We start from the raw sequence: 16,193 nt of genomic DNA, 5'->3' as shown, positions 1-16,193 counted from the left end.
TGCATCTTTCGATGTAGCGGGCTCCTCCGCGGACCGGAGCCGGACGGGCCGCCGGGGATGGTGAGATGGGGGTGTGCCCGTTCCGTCCCTCTCCCCGCGCCGGCTCGACCGGCTGATCGCCCTGTGCGGGCTGCTCGGCGGCACCGTGCTCATCGTCTTCCGGGTGTACGAGAACGTCGACCGCGTGCCGCTGTGGGCCGTGGTGCTGCCGATGCTGGTGATGGCCGGGCTGGAGTTGTGCCGACGCACCAGACCGGTGCTCGCGGTGTCGCTCGGCGGGCTGGCCTTCGCGGCCAGCCTGTTCACCGGCAGCCTGCTGGCGACCCTGATCATGTACACCGATCTGCTGTACGCGGCGGTGACCTACGGCAGCCGCCAGATGTCGCGGGTGCTGCACCTGGCCGGCGGGGCCACCGTGCTGGTGCTCTCCAGCCTGGCCTGGTACGCCGGCGGCACCCCGGCCGGGCTGCTGATCGCGGTGATCAGCGCGCTGGTCTTCCTGGCCCCGGTGTGGACCGGCGACGTGGTGCGCAAACACCGGCGGGAGGCGGAGACCGAGCGGCTGCGGGCCGAACAGACCGCGCTGCTCTCGGAGATGGACCGGCGCGAGGCGGTCGGTGCCGAACGGGCCCGGATGGCACGGGAGTTGCACGACGTGGTGGCCAACCACCTGTCGGCGATCGCGATCCACGCCACCGGTGCGCAGTCCGTCGCCAAGCGCCGGAGCCTGCCCGCGGACGACCCGCTGGTGGAGGTGCTGGCGGTGATCCGGGAGAACAGCGTCCAGGGATTGGCCGAAATGCGTCGCATGATCGGACTGCTCCGGGACAGCGGCGGCGGAGAGGTCGACGAGTCGTACGCGGCGCCCGACCTGGCCGCGGTGGACGCCCTGGTGGCCAAGGCCCGGGCGGCCGGCCAGGACGTCGGGCTGGACTTCGAGCTGGCCGAGCACGGCGAGCGCGGGGAGGTGCCGGTGCCGGTCGGGCTGGCCGCGTACCGGATCGTCCAGGAGTCGCTGACCAACGCGCTCAAGCACGCCGGGCCCGGACTGGTCCGGCTGCGGCTGGAGTTCGGGGCGGAGGACCTTCGGATCGCGGTCGACAGCCCGTACCGGGGAGAGGCGGGCCGCGGACTGCCCGGCGCCCGGGCCGGGCTGGTGGGCATGGCGGAGCGGGCCGGACTGCTCGGCGGCAGCTTCCAGGCCGGGCCGAAGGACGGAAGCTGGAGCGTGCGCGCGGTGCTGCCGCGCGCCCAGGGAAGTGAGGGGCGGGCATGACGATCCGGGTTCTGGTGGCGGAGGACCAGGCGGCGGTACGGGCGGCGCTGGTGATGATCCTGCGCGCCGAGCCGGAGTTCACGGTGGTGGGGCAGGCCGCCGACGGTGAGGAGGCGGTCCGGCTGGCGCTGGAACTGCGGCCGGACGTGGTGCTGATGGACGTGCAGATGCCCCGGCTGGACGGCGTCTCGGCGACCCGCGAGGTGGTCGCCGCCGGGGCCGCCCAGGTGCTCGTGCTGACCACCTTCGACCTGGACGAGTACGTCTACGGCGCGCTGCGGGCCGGCGCGGCCGGGTTCCTGCTCAAGGACCTGGAGGCGGACACCCTGATCGAGGGCATCCGGACGGTGGCGCGCGGGGACGGCATGCTGGCACCCTCGGTGACCAGGCGGCTGATCGGCGCGTTCGCCCGCCCGGACCGGCTGGTCCTGCCCGAGGCCCGGGAGGCGGTGGCCGGGCTGACCGTCCGTGAGCGGGAGGTGCTGGCCTGCATCGGGGCGGGGCTGTCGAACGGGGAGATCGCGGCCCGGCTGACGATGGCGGAGGCGACCACGAAGACGCACGTCAGCCGGATCCTGGCGAAGCTGCGGCTGCGCAGCCGGGTGCAGGCGGCGATCCTGGCCCAGGACCTCGGTCTGACCGTCTGACCATCCGAGCGTCTGACCATCTGAGCGTCGGCCCGGCTGACTGTCTGACGAGCTGCTTGGGCAGCTGACCGGGTCGGTTGCAGATCACACTCTCGATTGCTACTGCGTGAGCGATTTGGGCACTAGAGTCCCGGAAACGAGCGATGCGGCTCCACACGGCGGTCACCCCTGCCCTGAGCCGCCTTCAGGGCCCGCCCGCGGGGCGGCGACGGCATCGGGAGACCCAGCCATGAGCAACGCGTCCAGCAAGCAGATCGCCGTCATCGGTGCCGGCCTGATGGGCGCCGGCATCGCCCAGGTGTCCGCGCAGGCCGGCCACCCGGTGGTGCTGCGGGACGTCACCGAGGAGGCGCTGCAGCGCGGCCTCGCGGGCATCCGCGCCTCGTACGAGAAGTTCGTCGCCAAGGGCAAGCTGAGCGCCGAGGACGCCGAGGCCGCGCTGGGCCGGATCACCACCACCACCGACCTGGGCGCCGTCGCCGAGGCCGACATCGTGGTCGAGGCCGTGTTCGAGAAGCTGGAGGTCAAGGAGGCCGTCTTCCGCGAGCTGGACAAGCTCGCCAAGGACGGCGCCGTGCTGGCCTCCAACACCTCCGCCATCCCGATCACCCGGATCGCCGCCGCCACCCAGCGCCCGGAGTCGGTCGTCGGCGTCCACTTCTTCTCGCCGGTCCCGATGATGAAGCTGGTCGAGCTGGTCCGCGGCTACAAGACCAGCGACGAGGCGCTGGCCACCGCCCGCGCCTACGCCGAGGGCGTCGGCAAGGAGGTCGTGGTGGTCAACCGCGACGTGGCCGGCTTCGTCACCACCCGACTGATCACCGCGCTGGTCGTCGAGGCCGCCAGGCTGTACGAGTCGGGCGTCGCCACCGCCGAGGACATCGACACCGCCTGCCGCCTCGGCTTCGGCCACGCGATGGGCCCGCTGCAGACCGCCGACCTGACCGGCGTGGACATCCTGCTGCACGCCGCCCGCAACATCTACACCGAGACCCAGGACGAGAAGTTCGCCGCCCCGGAGATCATGGCCCGCATGGTCACCGCCGGCGACCTGGGCCGCAAGAGCGGCCGCGGCTTCTACCCGTACGAAGGCAAGTGAGCCGACCGGGCTGAACGACCCTGCGGGCCGTGCGATCGGAGCATCGTACGGCCCGCTCCGCCGGGTCTGGTGAGTTTCCTCACGCCGGGTGCCGCAGACGGGTGATTTGGGCGGTAATCGAGCGTAGGTGTGGAGACTTCCTGCGTATATTCCCTCGGACGAGTGAAGTTGCTTCAGATCCGGCCGGAAGCAGCAACCTGCGGAGCAGCTACGCCGTCAGATGAGGGAACCCGGCAGTCCGACCGGGTCCGGGCGTGGGGCTGCGGCCCGCCCGGACGCACACCCCGCTCCCGCACCCGGTACGCCCGGGGCGGCCCCACCCCGCACCAGGCCGTCCAGGCGAAGGAGGAGAGCGTGCGCATCACCGGTGACCACACGGCGCTGGCCATCGAAGGCCGCCTCGACGTGCGCACCGCCGCCGACGCGCGGGCCCGGCTGCACCATGCCGTGGACGGCGGCTACGGCGACCTCGTGCTCGACCTCGCCCGACTGGAGTTCTGGGACGCCACCGGCCTCGGCGTGATCATGGGCACCCACCGACGGGCCGGCCGGATCGGCCGCCGCCTGGTGCTGCGCTCCGTCCCGGCCCAGCTCCAGCGGCTTCTGGTGGCCACCAAGCTGCACCGCATCCTGGCCGTCGACGGCGGCATCGCCGAGGCGCACGGCATCGTCCTGTAACGCGCCCGGTCAGCCAACACGCCTGGTCAGCGCTCCGGGACAGCCCCTGGCCCCGGACCGCCCTGCACGGGCGGGCCCGGATGTGCGAGAGTCTGCCCGTCAGAAGACGGCCGCCGGGGCTGCCCCCAGACCGCCCGCGGCCGCGACCGGGACGTCAGCCGGTCGGCGCGGGGCGCCGGCGGCCGAGCACGATGCGGAGCAGAACGTGGCACAGCCATCCGGGGAGATCAGGCAGGAGGCCGCCCGCACCCGCGGCGGCGAACTGGTCTCCGGCGCCCTGCTGGTGGGAGTCGGCGCCCCGGACGGCTCCGAGGCCCGGCCCTGCCCCGAGGAGTGGCGGCCCCGCCCGCGCCGGATCGAGCGCAGCGAGCCCGCCCGCGGCCCGGTCGGCGGCGTCGGCCGCGCGGTCGGCCCGCTCGCACTCGGCGCCGGACCCGCCGACCTGCCGCTGCTGGACCGCGAGGCGGATATCGCCGAGCTGCTCGGCCTGCTCGCCGAGGGCCGCTCGATACGCCTGGTCGGCCAGGCCGGCTCCGGTCGCAGCGCACTGCTGTCGGCCGTCGCCGAGGCCGCCGCCGACCTCGCCCCCGGGGGTGTCGTCCAGCTCTGCGGCCACCGCCGTACCGTCGCCGACCTGCTCCAGGGCCTCTTCGCGGCCACCCACCAGGCCCCCGGCTACCGGCCCGATCCCGGCGGGCTGGCCGCCCACCTCGCCGAGGTCGGCGCCGTCGTGGTGATCGACACCGCCGAGCTCTCCGGCGACGAGCTGGAGCACCTGCTCGCCGTCGCCCCCGGCTGCGCCTTCCTGGTCTCGGTCGCCCCGGACAGCCCGCCGCTGTCGGCCGGCTCCCGGATGCAGGACCACCTCGTCGCCGGGCTCTCCCGCGCCGCCTGCCTCGCCCTCACCGCCCGGCTCGCCGGGCGGCCGCTGGACGTCGCCGAGAAGGCCTGGGCGGTGGACCTCTGGTTCGAGTCCGAGGGCCTGCCGCTGCGCTTCGTCCAGGCCGCCGCGCTGCTGCGCCAGCGGGACGTCTCGGTGGACGCGCTGGTCGCCGCCGAGGACGACCGGATGGACGTCTTCGGCGCCGTCGAGGGGCCCGTCCGCGACCCCGACCCGGCGATCCGCGAGAACGCCCTGCGCCGCACCGTCCCGCTGCCCTCGGTCGCCGAGACCGCCTCGCCCGCCGTCCGGCTCGCCGAGGGGCTGAGCGAGCCCGCGCAGGCCGTGCTGCGGCTTGCCGTCGCCCTCGGCGGGGAATGCCCCACCGCGCCGCACCTGCCCGCGCTGATCGACGTCGGCCTGGGCGAGGCCGCCCTCGCCGAACTCGCCGACGCCGGACTGGCGGTGTCCATCGGCGGGCACCACCGACTGACCGCCGGCGCGCTCGAGCTGCTCCTCCCGCACTGGCCGGCGCTCGGCTGCGTGGACGGCGCCGCCCAGCACTTCGCCTGGTGGGTCGGGCACAGCTCGGTGACGCTGGACCAGATCGCCGCCGAGGCCGAGGTGCTGATCGGCGTCCTGCTCGCCGACCGGGCCGCCGGACGCCACGACGCGGTGGTCCGGCTCGCCCGGGCGGCGGCGCCCGCGCTGGCGCTGGCGCTGCGCTGGGGGGCCTGGGAACGGGTGCTGCAGCTCGGCCTGGAGGCGGCCCGCCGGGCCGGCTCGGCGAGCGACCAGGCCTGGTTCCACCACGAGTCGGGTGTGCACGCGATCTGCGTCCAGCAGCCGTCCCGGGCCGTCGCGGAGCTGGAGACCGCGCTCACCCTGCGGGTGTCCGCAGGGGAGCAGCGCGGGGTGGCCTCCGCGCGCCGGATGCTCGACCTGCTGCGCGCCGACGGGCGGCAGCTGCCGGCCGCCGCGCCCGCGGGGCCCGGTCGCGCGCCGGTCATCCGCAAGATCGCCGCCCGGGTGCCGGCCCGGTTGAAGTCCAGCAAGCGGCGGCGGGTGGCCGTGGTCACCACGGTCGTGCTGACCCTGGGAGTGCTCGGGACGGCGGTGGCGATGAGCCTCACCGGGCCGGACGAGCACACGTCGAAGGACCCGCACAGCGGCCGGCTGGACGAGGGCGGCGGCGCCCAGGACGCGCCGTTCCCGCAGCCTTCCGGCAGCGCCTCCCCGAGTGCGGTCGCAACCGCGCCGGGCAGCCCGGCGACGCAGAGCGGCAGCCCGGAGCCGACGGCGAGCGGCAGCGCCTCGCGCTCGGCGAGCGCCTCGCCGACGAAGAAGCCGAGCTCCTCGCCGGGGGCGACCGGGTCGCAGGCCCCGCAGCCGCCGCAGCCGCCCGTACCGGGACAGCCGCAGCCGCCGGCGCCACAGCCCCAGCCGCCCACGCCTCAGCCGACGTCGCCCAAGCCGACCGGCAGCACGCCCACGCCGACCCCGAGCGCCACGCCGACCGCGACGGCCACCCCCACCGGGGTGCCCAGCCCGTCGGCTTCGAAGTCGTCGGGCTGACCGGTCAGAACAGCTTGAGCTTGTCGTCGTCGATGCCGCGCAGCTCGTCGTAGTCCAGCACCACGCAGCCGATGCCGCGGTCGGTGGCCAGCACGCGGGCCTGCGGCTTGATCTCCTGCGCGGCGAAGACGCCCTTGACCGGGGACAACAGCGGGTCCCGGTTGAGGAGTTCGAGGTAGCGGGTGAGTTGCTCGACGCCGTCGATCTCGCCGCGGCGCTTGATCTCGACGGCCACCGTGGCGCCGTCGGCGTCGCGGCAGAGGATGTCGACCGGGCCGATCGCGGTCGGGTACTCGCGGCGGATCAGCGACCAGCCGGCACCGAGCACCTCCATCCGGTCCGCGAGCAGCTCCTGGAGGTGTGCTTCGACGCCGTCCTTGATCAGGCCGGGGTCCACCCCCAGCTCGTGGGACGAGTCGTGCAGTACCTCCTCCAGCGTGATGATGAGCTTCTCGCCGGCCTTGTTCTCCACCGTCCAGACCCCGTCGGCCTCCTTGAGGGCGCACGGCGGGGACATCCAGTTGAGCGGCTTGTAGGCGCGGTCGTCGGCGTGGATGCTGACGCTGCCGTCGGCCTTGACCAGGATGAGCCTGGTGGCGGAGGGCAGATGGGCGGAGAGCCGACCGGCATAGTCGACTGAGCAGCGGGCAATTACGAGACGCACGGTCGACCACGCTAGCCCACCGGGGCCAGTTGATGCGATTCCGCGACGACGGGGTGAAGAAGGCGCGAACCCCGCGAACATTGTGGTTCGGCAATTCCGCTCCCGCTCGTCGCGGTCTGGCGCCCATCCCATCTGGTCGCTACGGTGTGTGACGGCACGCTCGCGGGATCGCTGTCAACGGGGATGGAGACTTCAGATGAACGATCCGACAGGATCCGGCCAATCTGGTGCACCGCAGCGTATTTCCGAAGCAATCCGCAGGAATGACCGGCCTGCCCCGTCGTTGACTGCCACGCTGTTCTGAGCGCGGTCGGTGTTCGGGGCGTCACGTCCCGTGCCGCCACCGCTGGTCGCGAAGGTGCCGGCAACCCCCGTCCCACGGTGTTCCGGACACCACACGCGATTTCGCTCACCCTCACCTGAGCTTGGACTACGCACGACCACCCGGGCGCCGCGCGGGTGGACCGCGAGAGGAGAATCCATGTCGCTCGACGTCTCACCGGCCCTGCTGGAGAAGGCCGAGCGGGGCGAGGTCGACGAGCGGGAATTCGTCGACTGCGTCCGCGTCTCCCTGCCGTACGCCTGGGACCTGATCAGCTCGCTGGTCGCCCAGGCGAAGGTCGACGGCACCGACTTCGCCGACAACCACGTACCGCCGCCCAGCGAGCAGGCCCGTGGCCAGCTGCTGCGCGCCTTGGCCAGCGACGCCATCCGGGGCGCCCTGCAGCGCCACTTCGGCGTACGGCTGGGCTTCCAGAACTGTCACCGGGTGGCGGTCTTCCTGCCCTCGGACGCCAACGAGGCGCGGTTCACGCGCTTCACCTCCGTCCGGGAGCAGCTGCTCAACCAGTCCGAGGAACTGCGGGACTGCTGAGTGGCGGTACCGCCGCCGCGGCGCCGGCCGCCCCCGTCCTCCGCATCGGAGGGCGGAGGCGGCCGGCGCCGCGGCGGCGCGGGGCCGGTCGGTGACGGGCCCCTTTTCGGCGGGCCCGTTTTCGGCGGGGCCTCAGCCCAGCTGCGGCAGCACCTCGGAGCCGAGCCGGGCGATGTTGTGCAGGGTCGCCTCGTGGTCGCCGCTGCCCTCGGCGAGCAGGGCGAACCGGCGGATGCCGGTCCGCTCGGCGGTGGCCAGCAGCCGGTCGGCGCACTGCCGCGGGGTGCCCACCGCGTGCAGGTCGCAGAGGAGTTCGGTGTACTCGCGCGGGTCGCGCATCTTGCGCTCGCGGCCGTCCACCGTGCGGTGGGCGCCGAGCCCGTACTCGAACCAGCCGGGCATCGAGCCCAGCAGGGTGGACCGGGCCGCCGCGGCGCGGTCGTCGACCTGGGCCACCCCGGCCGCCACGTGCGCGCGGCCGACCCGGCGCAGCTGCTCCTCGCTGCGCCCGGCGGCCAGCCAGGCGGTGCGGTACAGCTCCAGCATCCGCAGCTTGTCGTCGTCCCCGGAGTGCATGCCGAGCAGCATCGGCAGGCCGCGCTCGGCGGCCAGCTTCACCCCGCCCGGCGAGGTGCAGGCGACCACCACCGGCGGTCCGGCCACCGGCTGCCCGGTGGCGGTGAGTTCCTCGCCGAGGCCCTCGGCGTCCTGGCGCTGGCGCGGGAAGCGCACCGGGCCTGACTGCTCGTCGAAGCCGAGCCAGCTGCTCAGACCGGGCCGCCGCAGCGGTTCGGTGGCCCGCGGCACCACCGCCACCTCCGGGAAGGCGAACTGCGGGCCGTCCGCGCCCACCCGGGAGCCGCGCAGCCAGCGCAGCAGCAGGTCCAGCCGCTCCGGGAAGCCGTTCTCGAAGGCGCCCACGCCGTCGCCGAAGATGTCCAGGTCGATCCACGGCCCGCCGCGGCCGACCCCGAGCGTGAAGCGCCCGCCGGAGGTGAGGTGCAGCAGCGCGGTCTGCTCGCCGAGCGCCACCGGGTGGCGGGTGGACAGCACGCTGACCGCCGTGCCGACGCCGATCCGGCGGGTGCGGCCGAGCAGTAGGGCGGCCAGCGTCGCGGCGTCCGGGCAGACCCCGTACGGGACGAAGTGGTGCTCGGCCAGCCAGACGCTGTCCAGGCCCGCCCGCTCGGCCTCGACGGCGGACCGGACGGTGCGCTCCAGCGCCTCGCCGTGGCTCTGCCCGGGGAACTGCGCGGACAGCATGAACAGCCCGACCCGCACCGGCGCGGTGTTCGCCGGCAGCGCCCCCGCGCGCTGCGCGGTGGGCAGCGGCTCGCCCGCGACGGCCGTCACCGGGGGGACGGCGGTCAGCGTCGGGCCGGGGGCGGGCGGCCGGGCCCCGACGGGTCGGCGGGTCTCGGCACGGGCATCGGTCTTGGTCATCCTTGGGCCTCCTCGGGTGCGCGCAGGGTCTGCGGGCCCCGCCTGTTCCCCTTGTGGGTATCCGATGTCATGTGCCAATGGCACGCTGAACCCCGAATTTCCCCGATGATCGGGTGGATCTCGGCAAAAACACCGGAGCGTCGGGCGGGCCCGTGATAGAGGCCGTTCAGAAGGTCGGCCGGCCGTAGGCTTGAACGGCCCAGAGCCCCCGGAAGAGAGGCAGTCCACCGTGTCGCCGCGCCGCAACCGGATCAAGAGCGCCGCCCCGCGCGAGAGCGCCGCCCCGCGCGAGAGTGCCGGGCCGACCGCCCCGCTCGGTGGATCGCTGCGCCGTACCGAGAGCTACCAGGGCGACGACTGGGTGGTCCAGACGGTCGCGGGCACGGCGGGGCGGCCCTACCGCTGCCCGGGCTGTGACCAGGAGATCCCGGCGGGGGTGGGCCACGTGGTGGCCTGGCCGATGCACGGCGCCGGGGTGGACGATCGGCGGCACTGGCACCGCGCGTGCTGGGGAGCGCGGGAGCGCCGGGCCTCCAACATCCTGCGAGGCCGCGGCGCTCCGCGGTACTGAGGGCCCTTCGCGGGGGCCGGGCGGGCCGAACCGCCTTACGCGTCGCGCTTCTTGAGCACCAGCATGCCGCCGGCCAGGGCCGCGGCGGTCCAGGCGAGGCAGATGGCGAAGCCGGCCCACGGCCCGTACGGCTGGCCGTGCTGCTCGTACACCAGCAGCATCCGCGAGCCCGCGTAGTCGGGGAAGTAGTGGGCCAGGGTCTTGACCTTCGGCACCGCCGAGAGGATCGGCGAGAGCAGGAAGAAGAACGGGACCAGCACGCCCAGTGCGAGCGTCTGGTTGTGCAGCATCGTGGTGACGCCCGCCGAGAACAGGCAGAGCATCGTCAGGTACAGCGCGGCGCCGAACACCGCGCGCAGCACGTGCGGTTCGCCGAGCGTGGTGGAGTGCGAGCCGAGCAGTGACTGGCCGACGAAGAAGGTGACGAAGGCCGTCACCAGGGAGACCGCCAGGGCGAGCGCCCCGAGCACCGCCGCCTTGCCTCCGAGCAGGGTGGCGCGCTGTGGGACGGCGGCCAGGGTGACCCGGATCATGCCGCTGCTGTACTCGTTGCCGATCGCCAGCACGCCGAAGACGATGATGGCCAGCTCGCCGAGCATGATGCCGGCGAAGGCCGTCCCGGTGGCGTCGAACGGGGACTGCTCGTTGCGGCGGAACTCGGTGAAGTTGTTGTTGGTGAGCAAGGACAGCAGCGCGCCGATGCCGACGGTGACGACGAAGGCCAGCGCGAGCGTCCAGACCGTCGAGCGGACGCTGCGGATCTTCGTCCACTCGGAGCGCAGGATCGCCGGGAAGGACGTCATCTCAGTTCTCCTCCTGCCGTGCCGCGGCGGTCTGCCGGGCGCCGTCCGCCTTCCAGCCGGCGCCCCAGGCGCCGGGTGCGCCGGCCGCGTCCCGGCCCGGTCCGTCGCCCGCGTGGTACTCCACCGAGTCGGCCGTCATCTGCATGAACGCATCCTCCAACGAGGCCTGCTGCGGGCTGAGTTCGTGCAGCACGACGCCGTGTGCCGCGGCCAGTTCGCCGAGCCGGGCGAGGTCGCCGTCGACCACCTCGTAGGAGCCGTCCGGGCCCGGTTCGTGCTGCAGGCCGGCGTCGGCCAGCACGTCGAGCAGCCGCTCGGGTTCGGGGCTGCGCAGCCGTACGGCGGAGCGGGAGTTGTGCCGGATGAACTCCGGCATCGGCATGTCGGCGAGCAGCCGGCCCTTGCCGATGACCACCAGGTGGTCGGCGGTGACGGCCATCTCGCTCATCAGGTGGGAGGAGACGAAGACCGTCCGGCCCTCGGTGGCGAGGCGCTTCATCAGGTTGCGGATCCAGAGGATGCCCTCCGGGTCCAGGCCGTTGACCGGCTCGTCGAACATGACGATCTCCGGGTCGCCGAGCAGCGCGGAGGCGATGCCCAGGCGCTGGCCCATGCCGAGGGAGAAGCCGCGGGCCCGCTTGCGGGCGACCGGGGTGAGGCCGACCAGGGCGAGCACCTCGTCCACCCGTCGCTCCGGGATCCGGTTGCTCTGGGCGAGCCAGAGCAGGTGGTCGCGGGCGGTGCGGCCGGGGTGGACGGCCTTGGCCTCCAGCAGTGCGCCGATGTACTTGAGCGGCTCGCTGAGCTGTCCGTAGCGCTTGCCGTCGATGGTGACCCGGCCGCCGGTCGGGCGGTCGAGGTCGAGGATCATGCGCATGGTGGTGGACTTGCCCGCGCCGTTCGGGCCGAGGAAGCCGGTCACCACGCCCTGGGGGACCGTGAAGCTGAGCCGGTCCACCGCGAGCGTCTTGCCGTAACGTTTCGTCAGGTCGTGCAACTCGATCATTCGCGCTCCCTTACTCTCTGTCAGGCTAGGACAAAGCGGATATCGCGGCCCGCTGAGTGGGCCCGCCGGGCGCACCGGAATACGGTGGGCCCATGACCGAGCTCCCCTCCGCAGTGTCCGTCCGCGAGAGCGGTACCGGAACACCCCTCGTGCTGCTGCACGCCTTTCCGTTGAACGCCTCGATGTGGTCGTCCCAGCTGGACGCGCTGCCCGGCCTGACCGGGGACGGAGCCCGGGTGCTCGCCCCCGACCAGAGAGGGTTCGGCGGCACCGAGCTGGGCGTCGACGAGCCCTCGCTGGACCGGGTCGCGGACGACCTCGCACTGCTGCTGGACGCAGCCGGGATCGAGCGCGCGGTGGTCGGCGGGCTCTCCATGGGCGGCTACGTGGCGCTGGCCTTCGCCCGCCGCCACCCCGGACGGCTGTCCGGCCTGCTGCTGGCCAACACCCGCGCCACCGCCGACACCGACGCGGTACGGGCCAACCGGGAGCGGATCGCCGCCGCCGTCACCGCGCGGGACAGCGTGCGGCTGCTGCTGGACGAGCAGGTCGCGGCCGGGCAGCTCGGGCCCGACTCGCAGCACCTCGTGGAGCGGGTGGAGACGATGGTCGCCGCCGCCTCGCCGGCCGCCGTGGCCTGGGCCCAGCGGGCCATGGCGGCCCGTACGGACGCCCGGGACGTACTGGCCGGGCTGCGCGTGCCGGTGGCGGTCGTGGCGGGCGCCCAGGACCCCCTGGTGGCGCCGGTGGAGGCCGAACTGATGGTCCGGGCCCGCCCGGACGCCGAGCTGACCGTCATCCCCGGGGTGGGCCACCTGAGCGCCCTGGAGGCGCCCGACGCCTTCGACACCGCCGTCCGCGCCCTGCTCGCCCGGGTGGCCGGCGGATGAGCCAGGAGAGCCGGGACGCGGCGGCCTGGGACTTCTCGGCGCTGGAGGTCAGCGGTCGGATGCCCGTGACCAACCGGAGCGAGGGGCTGGTCGAGCTGACCCTGGAACCGCTCGGCGAGGACTACTGGATGCGCCCGGGGGAGACCTTCATCGTCACCTCCTACGGCGACTACGGGTCCGGCCACCCCTTCGAGGTGCAGTACTGGCCCGACTCGGTGTCGGTCTGGTGCACCTCCTGGTTCGGCACCGTCTCCGACGACGAGGGCAACCAGCTCAGCAGCGGGTACCAGCGGCCGGACGGCGCCTACCCCCGCTAGAAGACCCCCCGAGATGATGACGGGGCGACAGCCGACAGGCCCTCACCCGGGCGGGTGAGGGCCTGCGGTACGGCGGGGTACGGCGGGGGAGCCGGCGTCAGCGCGACTGCTGGGCGGGCACGCCCATGGTGTCGTCGTTCGGCAGCGAGGCGGCGGCCACGGCCGCGCCGGTCAGCGTCGCCAGCATCTCGCGGACGTTGGTCAGCTGGGCGTTGATGCTGTCGCGGCGGTTGGTGAGCGCCGCCAGCTCGCGCTCGGATTCGCTGCGGATGCGGTCGGCCTTGGCGTTGGCGTCCGCCACGATGTCCTCGGACTGGCGCTGGGCCGTCTCGACGGTCTGGCGGGCCCGGCGCTCGGCGTCGGTGCGCAGCTTCTCGGCCTCCAGACGCAGCTGCTCGGCCCGGTGCTCGATCTCGGCCAGACGCTTCTCGGCCTTGGCCTGACGGGCGGCCAGGTCGCGCTCGGACTGCTCGCGGCGCTTGGCCAGGTTGGTCTCGAACTCCAGCGCGGCCTGGGCGGCCTTGGTGCGGGTCTCCTCGAAGAGGGCGTCCGCCTCCTCGCGCTTGTTCTGGGCGTCCTTGTTGGCCTCGGCGCGCAGCTGGGCGGAGTCGCTCTTGGCCTTGTCGACGATCCGCAGACCCTCGTCCTCGGCCTTGGCCTTGCGGTCCTTGGCGTAGTTCTCGGCCTCGGTGCGGACCTGCTGGGCGGCGGCCTCGGCGAGCTCGCGGTGCTGCTCGGCGGCGCGGTGCGCCTCGTCGCGCAGGTCCTTGGCCTCCTCCTCGGCGAGCCGCAGGATCTTCTCGACGCGGGCGCCGAGACCGGCGTACGAGGGCTCCTGCTCGACGACCGCCGCCTGGGCGGTCTGCGTCTCCAGGTGGAGCTCCTCGATGCGCTTCTCCAGCGCACTGATCCGGGTCAAGGCACTGTCACGGTCGGCCACCAGCTTGGTGATCCGCTCGTCGACCTGGGCACGCTCGTACCCACGGCGCACCAGGTCGAAGCCGTGAGGGGAGTGACTGTCGCTCATGGGGTTCTGGGCTTCCTGTCGTCAAACCGCTGAGGTGGTTGAGGGAATCCTGACACGGTACCGGAGTGTCGACGGCGAAATGCCGTTCTCTCGCGGACAATGTCCGCTCAATCGGGTGGCGCGTTCTTGGAACGATTGCCACCCGAACGGGGAGAGCCGACTCCGGCACCGGCCTTGGCACCCCCGTCCTTCTTGGTGTTGCTTCCCCCGTTGGCCTGGGCGACCGGTGACGGTGCCTCGAAAGCCTCCAGCGCGGACAGCACGTCCTGCACCCTGGAGATCTCGGTGTTGATGTCCTTGCGGCGGCGCACCAGCTCGTCCAGCTCGCGCCGGCCCTCGTCGGTGACCCGCTTCGCCTCCGCCTTCGCCTCGGCGAGCATCCGCTCCGCCTCCGCCCTCGCCAGCTCGACCTGCTCGTCCGCGGCCTCGTCGGCCTCCCGCAGACGCTTCTCCGCCTCGGCCGCCGCCCGGTCCAGCTGCTCCTCGGCCTCGGCCTCGGCCGACCGCAGCTTCGCCTCCGCCTTCTCGATGAGCGCCTCGGCGCGGTCGGTGGAGTTGGCGAGCTTGGTCTCCGCCTCCTTGAGCAGGCCCTCGGCCTTGCGGACCGCCGACAGACGGACCTTGCTGGCCTCGGCAGAGGCCTCCGAGGTGAGCTCGCCCGCGCGGTCCTCGGCGGCCGCGACCAGCGCCGCGGCGCGGTCCTCGGCCTCGGCGACGGTGGCCACCGCCTGCTCCTCGGCCTCGGTCAGCTGCTCCTGCGCCGCCGTCACCAGGGCGTCCACCCGCTCGCCGGCCGACTTCATGGCCGCCGCGTTCTCCTTGCGGGCACGCTCGTGCAGCGCCTCCACCTCGGCGTCGGTGCGCTCGCGCAGCTCCTCCGCGCGCTCGCGGATCGCGGTGGCGTCCCGGCGGGCCTCGGCGAGCAGCGTGTCCGCGTCGGAGCGGCCCTTCTCGACCTCGGCCTGGCCGGCCGCCTCGCCGGCGAGGACCAGCCGGTCGGCCTCCTTGCGGGCGGCGGCGACCATCGCGTCCGCCTGCTCCTCGGCGGCGGCGGTGGTGGCCAGCGCGGTGGTCTGGGCGTCCTCGCCGAGCGCCTCGGCGTCGGCGAAGGCCTTCTCCAGGACCGACTTGGCGTGCTCGCGGGTGGCCTTGTCGAACTGCTCGGCGGCCTCCCGGGTCTCCGCGTCGTACGCATCGGCCCGGGCGTGGGCGGCGCTGTCGTACTCGTCGGCCAGCGTGCGGGTGGCGAGGGCGTACTCCTCGGCCTCGGCGCGCAGCCCGGCGGCCAGCTCCTCGGCGTCGGCGACCGTCCGGGCGCCCTGGGCCTCGGCCTCGGCCACGGTCCGGGCGGCCTGCGCCTCGGCGTCGGCGCGCAGCTGCTCGGCGGCCTCCTGGGCGGCGCGCAGCTCGGCCTCGGCGTCCGCGCGCAGGTGCTCGTCGTAGGCCTGGGCCTCGGCGCGCTGCCGGCCGAGCTCGGCCTCGACGGCCTCGCGTTCGGCGGCCAGCTCCAGCTCGGTCCGCTCGCGCAGCGCGGTGGCGTACTGCTCGGCGTCCGCGCGCTGCTCGGCGGTCTCGCGGTCGGCGAGCTCGCGGACCTCGGTGGCGTACTGCTCGGCGTCCGCGCGCTGCTCGGCGGTCTCGCGGTCGGCCAGTTCGCGCTGCTCGGCGGTCTCGCGCTCGGCGAGCTCGCGCAGCTCGGAGGCGGCCTGCTCGGCGGCGGCCTTGAGCGCGGCGATCTGCTCGGCGGCGGCCTCGTGCATGCCGGCCACCGACTGGCGGACCTCGGCGGCCTCCTCCTCGGCGACGGCGACCAGTTCGGCGCCCTCGGCCTTCGCGGCGGCGATCAGCTCCGCACGGTCGGCCTTGGCCTGCTCCAGCTCGGCCGAGGCCTCGGCGCGGATGCCGTCGGCGGTGGCGCGGGCCTCGGACAGCTCGCGGCCGGCCTCGGCCCGGACGGTCCCGGCCTGCTCGTTGGCCAGCGCCAGTTCGGCGGCGGCCTTCTCGCGGACGGCCTTGGCGTCCTTGGAGGCATCCGCCCGGCGCTGCTCGGCGGTGGCCTCGGCCCGCGCCAGCAGCTCGTCGGCGGCCTCGCGGACGTCGGTGGCGTACGCCTCGGCGGCCGTGCGGATCTCGGCGGTCTCGGCGGTGGTGCGTTCGGTGAGGTCGGTGGCGTGCTGTTCGGCCTCGGTGCGGACGCGGTCGGCGTAGGCCTCGGCGCTCTCGCGCTGCTGGGTGGTCTCGTGCCGGGCGAGGGCGCGCAGTTCGCCGGCGGCCTGCTCGGCCTCCGCCCGCACCTGCGCGGCGTAGGTGTCGGCGGCCGTGCGGATCTCGGCGGTCTCGGTGGCGGTGCGTTCGGTGAGGTCGGTGGCGTGCTGTTCGGCCTCGGTGCGGACGCGGTCGGCGTAGGCCTCGGCGCTCTCGCGCTGCTGGGTGGTCTCGTGCG

14 protein-coding genes and 1 pseudogene are annotated in these 16,193 nt (G+C 74.0%); 9 read left to right on the top strand and 6 right to left on the bottom strand.

Translation table 11 applies throughout. The features are described 5' to 3' along the window. The first annotated feature begins 73 nt into the window (after positions 1–73). The 5 genes from ACIBEC_RS05600 (at position 74) to ACIBEC_RS05580 (ending at position 6,155) form a co-directional block, all read left to right on the top strand. Positions 74–1,276, top strand: a complete 1,203-nt coding sequence (locus ACIBEC_RS05600; protein WP_360498637.1) for a histidine kinase — start codon at positions 74–76, stop codon at positions 1,274–1,276. Next, positions 1,273–1,923 carry a response regulator transcription factor gene (locus ACIBEC_RS05595; protein WP_360498639.1) on the top strand — a complete coding sequence of 217 codons (651 nt, stop codon included), beginning with the start codon at positions 1,273–1,275 and terminating at the stop codon, positions 1,921–1,923. The genes ACIBEC_RS05600 and ACIBEC_RS05595 overlap by 4 nt, the downstream gene beginning before the upstream one ends. A gap of 229 nt (positions 1,924–2,152) precedes the next feature. After that, positions 2,153–3,022 (top strand): 3-hydroxyacyl-CoA dehydrogenase family protein, encoded by an 870-nt coding sequence (locus tag ACIBEC_RS05590; protein WP_360498641.1) that lies wholly within the window; start codon positions 2,153–2,155, stop codon positions 3,020–3,022. Positions 3,023–3,376: 354 nt separating this feature from the next. Next, a complete protein-coding gene (locus ACIBEC_RS05585) occupies positions 3,377–3,700 on the top strand; it encodes an STAS domain-containing protein (protein WP_360498643.1) in 324 nt (107 codons plus the stop codon). Between the two features lie 205 nt (positions 3,701–3,905). Further along, positions 3,906–6,155, top strand: a complete 2,250-nt coding sequence (locus ACIBEC_RS05580; RefSeq protein ID WP_360498645.1) for an ATP-binding protein — start codon at positions 3,906–3,908, stop codon at positions 6,153–6,155. Positions 6,156–6,159: 4 nt separating this feature from the next. On the opposite strand, the gene nucS is transcribed toward ACIBEC_RS05580, so the two are convergent. Then, positions 6,160–6,819 carry an endonuclease NucS gene (gene nucS, locus ACIBEC_RS05575; protein WP_360498647.1) on the bottom strand — a complete coding sequence of 220 codons (660 nt, stop codon included), beginning with the start codon at positions 6,817–6,819 and terminating at the stop codon, positions 6,160–6,162. A 481-nt stretch (positions 6,820–7,300) separates the two neighbouring features. Here nucS and ACIBEC_RS05570 point away from each other — a divergent pair, with 481 nt between their 5' ends. Further along, a complete protein-coding gene (locus tag ACIBEC_RS05570) occupies positions 7,301–7,693 on the top strand; it encodes an SCO5389 family protein (RefSeq protein ID WP_360498649.1) in 393 nt (130 codons plus the stop codon). A 132-nt stretch (positions 7,694–7,825) separates the two neighbouring features. Here the strand turns inward: ACIBEC_RS05570 and ACIBEC_RS05565 are convergent, their stop codons facing one another. Continuing rightward, positions 7,826–8,974 (bottom strand): LLM class flavin-dependent oxidoreductase, encoded by a 1,149-nt coding sequence (locus ACIBEC_RS05565; protein WP_360498811.1) that lies wholly within the window; start codon positions 8,972–8,974, stop codon positions 7,826–7,828. Positions 8,975–9,365: 391 nt separating this feature from the next. On the opposite strand from ACIBEC_RS05565, the gene ACIBEC_RS05560 reads away from it, so the two are divergent. Next, entirely contained in the window at positions 9,366–9,707 is a 342-nt protein-coding gene (locus tag ACIBEC_RS05560; protein WP_360498651.1) for an ATP/GTP-binding protein, read from the top strand. A gap of 35 nt (positions 9,708–9,742) precedes the next feature. On the opposite strand, the gene ACIBEC_RS05555 is transcribed toward ACIBEC_RS05560, so the two are convergent. After that, positions 9,743–10,510, bottom strand: a complete 768-nt coding sequence (locus tag ACIBEC_RS05555) for an ABC transporter permease subunit (protein ID WP_360498653.1) — start codon at positions 10,508–10,510, stop codon at positions 9,743–9,745. Between the two features lies 1 nt (position 10,511). Continuing rightward, positions 10,512–11,516: an ABC transporter ATP-binding protein gene (locus ACIBEC_RS05550; RefSeq protein WP_360498655.1), complete on the bottom strand. Its 1,005-nt coding sequence runs from the start codon at positions 11,514–11,516 to the stop codon at positions 10,512–10,514. 92 nt (positions 11,517–11,608) lie between these two features. Between ACIBEC_RS05550 and ACIBEC_RS05545 the strand changes: the two genes are divergently transcribed. Continuing rightward, positions 11,609–12,406 carry an alpha/beta hydrolase gene (locus tag ACIBEC_RS05545; RefSeq protein ID WP_360498657.1) on the top strand — a complete coding sequence of 266 codons (798 nt, stop codon included), beginning with the start codon at positions 11,609–11,611 and terminating at the stop codon, positions 12,404–12,406. Next, complete coding sequence (locus ACIBEC_RS05540; protein ID WP_360498659.1) at positions 12,403–12,723, top strand: hypothetical protein; 321 nt, start codon at positions 12,403–12,405, stop codon at positions 12,721–12,723. The genes ACIBEC_RS05545 and ACIBEC_RS05540 overlap by 4 nt, the downstream gene beginning before the upstream one ends. Before the next feature lie 97 nt (positions 12,724–12,820). Here ACIBEC_RS05540 and ACIBEC_RS05535 read toward each other — a convergent pair whose 3' ends face one another. After that, positions 12,821–13,750 (bottom strand): cellulose-binding protein, encoded by a 930-nt coding sequence (locus tag ACIBEC_RS05535; protein WP_189915750.1) that lies wholly within the window; start codon positions 13,748–13,750, stop codon positions 12,821–12,823. Between the two features lie 107 nt (positions 13,751–13,857). Continuing rightward, positions 13,858–16,193, bottom strand: a pseudogene (locus tag ACIBEC_RS05530) (hypothetical protein); the annotation flags it as partial.

It is taken from the genome of Kitasatospora sp. NPDC051164, assembly GCF_044455625.1.
Taxonomy (GTDB): domain Bacteria; phylum Actinomycetota; class Actinomycetes; order Streptomycetales; family Streptomycetaceae; genus Kitasatospora.
Note: the sequence above shows the minus strand (reverse complement) of the source record. Positions and strands in the feature narration are given on the sequence as shown.

What these genes read in the sequence shown, in the direction of transcription:
- ACIBEC_RS05595 (WP_360498639.1), top strand. Translation starts at nt 1,273, where the DNA reads ATGACGATCCGGGTTCTGGTGGCGGAGGACCAGGCGGCGGTACGGGCG.
- ACIBEC_RS05590 (WP_360498641.1), top strand. Translation starts at nt 2,153, where the DNA reads ATGAGCAACGCGTCCAGCAAGCAGATCGCCGTCATCGGTGCCGGCCTG.
- ACIBEC_RS05570 (WP_360498649.1), top strand. Translation starts at nt 7,301, where the DNA reads ATGTCGCTCGACGTCTCACCGGCCCTGCTGGAGAAGGCCGAGCGGGGC.
- ACIBEC_RS05555 (WP_360498653.1), bottom strand. Translation starts at nt 10,510, where the DNA reads ATGACGTCCTTCCCGGCGATCCTGCGCTCCGAGTGGACGAAGATCCGC.
- ACIBEC_RS05550 (WP_360498655.1), bottom strand. Translation starts at nt 11,516, where the DNA reads ATGATCGAGTTGCACGACCTGACGAAACGTTACGGCAAGACGCTCGCG.
- ACIBEC_RS05545 (WP_360498657.1), top strand. Translation starts at nt 11,609, where the DNA reads ATGACCGAGCTCCCCTCCGCAGTGTCCGTCCGCGAGAGCGGTACCGGA.
- ACIBEC_RS05540 (WP_360498659.1), top strand. Translation starts at nt 12,403, where the DNA reads ATGAGCCAGGAGAGCCGGGACGCGGCGGCCTGGGACTTCTCGGCGCTG.
- ACIBEC_RS05535 (WP_189915750.1), bottom strand. Translation starts at nt 13,750, where the DNA reads ATGAGCGACAGTCACTCCCCTCACGGCTTCGACCTGGTGCGCCGTGGG.